The sequence below is a fragment of the Xanthomonas sp. NCPPB 1325 genome (genome assembly GCF_041477645.2).
Classification (GTDB): domain Bacteria; phylum Pseudomonadota; class Gammaproteobacteria; order Xanthomonadales; family Xanthomonadaceae; genus Xanthomonas; species Xanthomonas cannabis.
Window position 1 is genome coordinate 4,791,377 of record NZ_CM192985.1, and the last position, 6,124, is coordinate 4,797,500.

The 6,124-nt window shown below is 57.3% G+C and carries 2 protein-coding genes, 1 tRNA gene and 2 rRNA genes (1 of these 5 only partly in view); all 5 read right to left on the reverse strand.

Annotation, left to right across the window (positions count from 1 at the left end):
• Window positions 1-5: 5 nt before the first annotated feature.
• The gene (locus tag ACCQ10_RS20250) at window positions 6-1,109 is read right to left on the reverse strand and encodes a DUF4380 domain-containing protein (protein WP_372361729.1); all 1,104 of its coding nucleotides are present in this window, start codon (window positions 1,107-1,109) and stop codon (window positions 6-8) included.
• A gap of 282 nt (window positions 1,110-1,391) precedes the next feature.
• On the reverse strand, window positions 1,392-2,207 hold the full coding sequence (gene mutM, locus ACCQ10_RS20255) for a bifunctional DNA-formamidopyrimidine glycosylase/DNA-(apurinic or apyrimidinic site) lyase (RefSeq protein WP_372361730.1): 816 nt from the start codon (window positions 2,205-2,207) through the stop codon (window positions 1,392-1,394).
• A gap of 454 nt (window positions 2,208-2,661) precedes the next feature.
• Window positions 2,662-2,776 (reverse strand): 5S ribosomal RNA (gene rrf, locus ACCQ10_RS20260).
• Window positions 2,777-2,946: 170 nt separating this feature from the next.
• Window positions 2,947-5,827: ribosomal RNA gene (locus ACCQ10_RS20265) — 23S ribosomal RNA — on the reverse strand.
• 228 nt (window positions 5,828-6,055) lie between these two features.
• Window positions 6,056-6,124: transfer RNA gene (locus tag ACCQ10_RS20270), tRNA-Ile, on the reverse strand (it continues 8 nt past the right edge of the window).

Here is a 6,124-nt window from a genome sequence, read left to right on the forward strand (position 1 = left end):
CGGACTCAACGCGCTGCGGCTTCCGCTACACAGGCGTGTTCCAGCGCCAGTTCCTTCGCCTTGCCGCACAGGAACTGTCGCTGTGCCTGCTCCTCGTCCGGCCCGGTGTATTGCAGCAAGGTCCACTGCTCCATGGCCTGCATTTGCGCGCCCGGCGCCAGCTGGCGGTAAGGCGCATGCACTTCCATTTCCAGCAGGCCATCTGCCGCACGCCGGGCTGGCGCATCCATGTACAACTCCACCTGCCCCTGCTCGGGATGGATGGCAGCCAGTGGCTCATGCGCAAAGCGAATGACCAGCACCTGCGCACCGGCAAAACCCGCCATCCAGCCTGCCGATGGCTGCAGCAGCAGCTTGCCACGCTGGATCAGCCCGTCTTCGCGCGCGTCCGCGCGCAGAGCAAGAAGGCCGGCGCGGTGCCGGTAGGCCGGCGGTACGGTACCCGCCTCACTCGGCGGCTGCACGCGGATATCGGCAGCCGCTGCCACCGGCACGAACACACGGGTGCTTGCTGCAACGCGCGTGTTGAACCATAGATCCCAGGCAACCGCCTGCTTGCGGATATTGCGTGCAGCAGCATGCACCTCAACCGTGTCCGCCCGTGTGCTGGACAGCGCGATGCGCTTGGTCAGCTGCACCCCCGTCACCGGACTGGGCACGCCTTCCAACGTCAGCTGGCCCGCATCACGCGCGGCCACACGCGTGGTGGCCAATGACAGATACGGATCAGGCGGCCATACCGCGGCCGCGGCCTTGCGCTCGGGGTTGACCTGCTGGTGCAGCCACCACTGGCTCTGCGGCCCCACCCATACATCGTGGCCAAGATACGGAACATCCCCCGACCGCGCCGACACTTCAGCCACGGGTGAGCGGTCCACGCCGCGACCGATCTTCAACACACTGGGCTGCCCGCGCAGCTGAAACGACAGGATGCGTCCGCCAAAGGACGGCGTTGCACTCAGCTGCACTACATCGTTGCTCAGCTGGATGCGCTGCGCGGCAGCTGCCTGTTCTTTTGCGGGCTCATCGGCATGTGCGCCACTGACGCACAGCACCGCCAACGCAGTGACAACAACCTGCGATAGGCGCAGAGACGGTGAGGTGGGCATGCAGCACTTCCAGATGCAGGACGCAGGGATTGTGGCGCGGTGTCACGCCGGAAACTAGCGGCACGGCGTTCGCCGCTGTGGAGCGGTGACGCAATGCTCTGTGACCAGCCGTTGAGTCCTCATGACATGGCGCCGCCGCTGTAGAAAGCCTGGACGGGCTGGAAGCGCACTTCCGTGACACGGTGCGCGGATTGGATACCGGCGCGCTGAAAAACTCCAGGCTTTCTCGCACGATTCGCGGTAACGGGCTTGCTTTAGTCGCCCGCAATACCCGCGCCTTGCTTATCGCTGACAGCTCCCACACCACACAGTGGCGCGTTGCCCGATGGTGGCATGTTTCAACGCACGCCCGCACTGCTTGCAGGGCTCGCCTTCGCGCCCGTACACCGTCAATTCCTGCTCGAAATAGCCGGGTGCACCATCGGGGCTGATAAAGTCCCGTAGCGTGGTCCCGCCGCGCTTGATCGCGTAGTCGAGAATCTCCTTTACGGCGGCAACCAGGCCGCGATACCGGTCAAGCGAGACCTTTCCGGCTTCACGCAATGGACTGATGCCTGCACGATGCAGGCTCTCGGCCGCATAAATATTGCCGACGCCAACCACTACCGCCTGATCCATCAAGAATGTCTTGACCGCCGCGCGGCGACCTCGCGAGAGCGCATAAAGATAATCGGCAGTAAATGCCTCCGATAATGGCTCGGGACCGAGTGCGGCAAGCAATTCATGCGTTTGTGCATCGGTTTGCCACAACAGACAACCAAACCGACGCGGGTCGTTGAAACGCAGGACGCGCCCATTCTGCAGGCTGATATCCACATGATCGTGCGCGCGCGGCGGGGTCTCCCCTGGCAACACACGCAGGCTCCCCGACATGCCAAGATGCAGCAACGCGCTGCCACCTGCATCGGTATCCACCAGCAGATATTTCGCACGTCGCCGTACCTGCGTGATGGTGGCTCCAGGCAACAGGCGCTCGATCTGCTCGGCAATCGGCCACCGCAAATCCGGACGGCGCAGGATCACGCCATGGATGCGTTGCCCAACCAGGTGTGGCGCAAGCCCACGCATGGTCGTTTCGACTTCGGGCAGCTCAGGCATCGAGGTTTCCAGATCAATCGGTTAGGCACCGGCAGACACCGATATGGAGGTCTACTGCCGAAAAGCAATCAAGTTCAAACAAGCGCTGCGTTGATCCAGGCGCGATTCCCAACGTCGCTTAGCGCCGCCTTTCAACATCAGCCGCTTTGGTGCCCGTGGAGGCGGCTGTCGCTGTTTCTTAGCGGATGTCGCGCACCGGACGAAGCATCTTAGAGGCGTATCAGCGTGCTGCAGTTGCCGCTGTCTGAGAGGCGGCTTGGCCGAAGAGGCAGCGTGCCGCCGTATGCGCGGAGGAGAAGATGCGCAGGCAATCAGGCATCCGTTGGACGCTGCGGCGTCGACTTGATGGCTCACATATCGCGCCTGCCGCAGCATGCTACAAACGGAGGCTATGCCCAACATCCGGGCAAAAAGAAACCCTCAGTCCTTGTGGACTGAGGGTTTCGGGTAAAGCCCCTGGCGATGACCTACTCTCGCATGGCTTGAGCCACACTACCATCGGCGCAGCTGCGTTTCACTTCCGAGTTCGGGATGGGATCGGGTGGTTCCACAGCGCTAATTTCACCAGGGAGACGGTTGGAGCGTCGCCAGTTGCTGCTTCCTCAAACGTCTGCACGGGTGTGCAAGCGTTAGCGTATGGAAGCACCTACGGCGCTCAGCCTCGCATAGTTAACTTGTGACGTAGCTTGCATTTGATGATCTACCAACGTTCGTTGGGACCAAGGCAACTTGAGGTTATATGGTCAAGCCGCACGGATCATTAGTATCAGTTAGCTCAATACATTGCTGTACTTACACACCTGACCTATCAACCACGTAGTCTACATGGTTCCTTTAGGGGGCTTGTGCCCCGGGAAGTCTCATCTTGAGGCGCGCTTCCCGCTTAGATGCTTTCAGCGGTTATCGCTTCCGAACATAGCTACCCGGCAATGCCACTGGCGTGACAACCGGAACACCAGAGGTTCGTCCACTCCGGTCCTCTCGTACTAGGAGCAGCCCCTCTCAAACTTCCAACGCCCATGGCAGATAGGGACCGAACTGTCTCACGACGTTCTGAACCCAGCTCGCGTACCACTTTAAATGGCGAACAGCCATACCCTTGGGACCGACTACAGCCCCAGGATGTGATGAGCCGACATCGAGGTGCCAAACACCGCCGTCGATATGAACTCTTGGGCGGTATCAGCCTGTTATCCCCGGAGTACCTTTTATCCGTTGAGCGATGGCCCTTCCATACAGAACCACCGGATCACTAAGACCTACTTTCGTACCTGCTTGATCCGTCGATCTTGCAGTCAAGCACGCTTATGCCTTTGCACACAGTGCGCGATGTCCGACCGCGCTGAGCGTACCTTCGTGCTCCTCCGTTACTCTTTAGGAGGAGACCGCCCCAGTCAAACTACCCACCATACACGGTCCCTGATCCGGATAACGGACCTAGGTTAGAACGTCAAGCACGACAGGGTGGTATTTCAAGGATGGCTCCACTGCAGCTAGCGCCACAGTTTCATAGCCTCCCACCTATCCTACACAGACGAACTCAACGTTCAGTGTAAAGCTATAGTAAAGGTTCACGGGGTCTTTCCGTCTTGCCACGGGAACGCTGCATCTTCACAGCGATTTCAATTTCACTGAGTCTCGGGTGGAGACAGCGCCGCTGTCGTTACGCCATTCGTGCAGGTCGGAACTTACCCGACAAGGAATTTCGCTACCTTAGGACCGTTATAGTTACGGCCGCCGTTTACTGGGGCTTCGATCAAGAGCTTCGCCTTGCGGCTGACCCCATCAATTAACCTTCCAGCACCGGGCAGGCGTCACACCCTATACGTCCACTTTCGTGTTTGCAGAGTGCTGTGTTTTTGATAAACAGTCGCAGCGGCCTGGTTTCTGCGACCCTCTTCAGCTATAGCTCGCATGAGCCACCAAAAAGGGTGCACCTTCTCCCGAAGTTACGGTGCCATGTTGCCTAGTTCCTTCACCCGAGTTCTCTCAAGCGCCTGAGAATTCTCATCCTACCCACCTGTGTCGGTTTACGGTACGGTCTTCGTGAGCTGAAGCTTAGGAGCTTTTCCTGGAAGCGTGGTATCAGTGACTTCGCCATAAAGGCTCGTCTCGGTGCTCGGTCTTAAAGAATCCCGGATTTGCCAAAGATTCAAACCTACCGCCTTTCCCCGGGACAACCAACGCCCGGTACACCTAACCTTCTCCGTCCCTCCATCGCACTCACGCGAGGTGCAGGAATATTAACCTGCTTCCCATCGACTACGGCTTTCGCCCTCGCCTTAGGGACCGACTAACCCTGCGTCGATTAACGTTGCGCAAGGAAACCTTGGGCTTTCGGCGTGCGGGCTTTTCACCCGCATTATCGTTACTCATGTCAGCATTCGCACTTCCGATACCTCCAGCAGACTTCTCAATCTGCCTTCGCAGGCTTACGGAACGCTCCTCTACCGCGCATAAAACAAGTTTTATGCACCCCAAGCTTCGGTTCACTGCTTAGCCCCGTTAAATCTTCCGCGCAGACCGACTCGACCAGTGAGCTATTACGCTTTCTTTAAAGGGTGGCTGCTTCTAAGCCAACCTCCTGGCTGTCTATGCCTTTCCACATCGTTTTCCACTTAGCAGTGAATTTGGGACCTTAGCTGTGGGTCTGGGTTGTTTCCCTTTTCACGACGGACGTTAGCACCCGCCGTGTGTCTCCCGGATAGTACGTACTGGTATTCGGAGTTTGCAATGGTTTGGTAAGTCGCGATGACCCCCTAGCCATAACAGTGCTCTACCCCCAGTAGTATTCGTCCGAGGCGCTACCTAAATAGCTTTCGAGGAGAACCAGCTATCTCCGGGTTCGATTAGCTTTTCACTCCTAATCACAGCTCATCCCCGTCTTTTGCAACAGACGTGGGTTCGGGCCTCCAGTACCTGTTACGGCACCTTCACCCTGGCCATGACTAGATCACCCGGTTTCGGGTCTACTGCCCGCGACTATGCGCCCTTATCAGACTCGGTTTCCCTTCGCCTCCCCTATACGGTTAAGCTTGCCACGAACAGTAAGTCGCTGACCCATTATACAAAAGGTACGCAGTCACTCTTGCGAGCTCCTACTGCTTGTACGCACACGGTTTCAGGATCTATTTCACTCCCCTCTCCGGGGTTCTTTTCGCCTTTCCCTCACGGTACTGGTTCACTATCGGTCGGTCAGGAGTATTTAGCCTTGGAGGATGGTCCCCCCATATTCAGACAGGGTTTCACGTGCCCCGCCCTACTCGTCTTCACTGGAGTGGCCCTTTTAAATACAGGGCTATCACCTTCTATGGCCAATCTTTCCAGATTGTTTTTCTAAAGCCATTCCAGCTTAAGGGCTGTTCCCCGTTCGCTCGTCACTACTCAGGGAATCTCGGTTGATTTCTTTTCCTCCGGTTACTTAGATATTTCAGTTCACCGGGTTCGCTTCCAGCAGCTATGAATTCACTGCAGGATACTGCCGAAGCAGTGGGTTTCCCCATTCGGATATTGCCGGATCAAAGCTTGTTGCCAGCTCCCCGACACTTTTCGCAGGCTACCACGTCCTTCATCGCCTCTGACCGCCTAGGCATCCACCGTGTGCGCTTATTCGCTTGACCATATAACCCCAAGTTGCCTCGGAGTTACATGTACGTGTTGTGTGGGGTACAAAGCCACCAACGCGAACATACGACTCAATTATTTAGGGACTCGAAGTCCCCGCCTTAGCCTCAACGACACGTTTAGATAGATATCTCAAACGCTCGCTACGTCACAAGTTATAAAAGAACATGTATCAGCCTCAACGCTGATCCATATAAATTCTTAAGTGTGCACTACATTCAGAGTGGTGGGTCTGGGTAGACTCGAACTACCGACCTCACCCTTATCAGGGGTGCGCTCTAACCACCTGAGCT

What these genes read in the sequence shown, in the direction of transcription:
- mutM (WP_372361730.1), bottom strand. Translation starts at nt 2,207, where the DNA reads ATGCCTGAGCTGCCCGAAGTCGAAACGACCATGCGTGGGCTTGCGCCA.
- ACCQ10_RS20250 (WP_372361729.1), bottom strand. Translation starts at nt 1,109, where the DNA reads ATGCCCACCTCACCGTCTCTGCGCCTATCGCAGGTTGTTGTCACTGCG.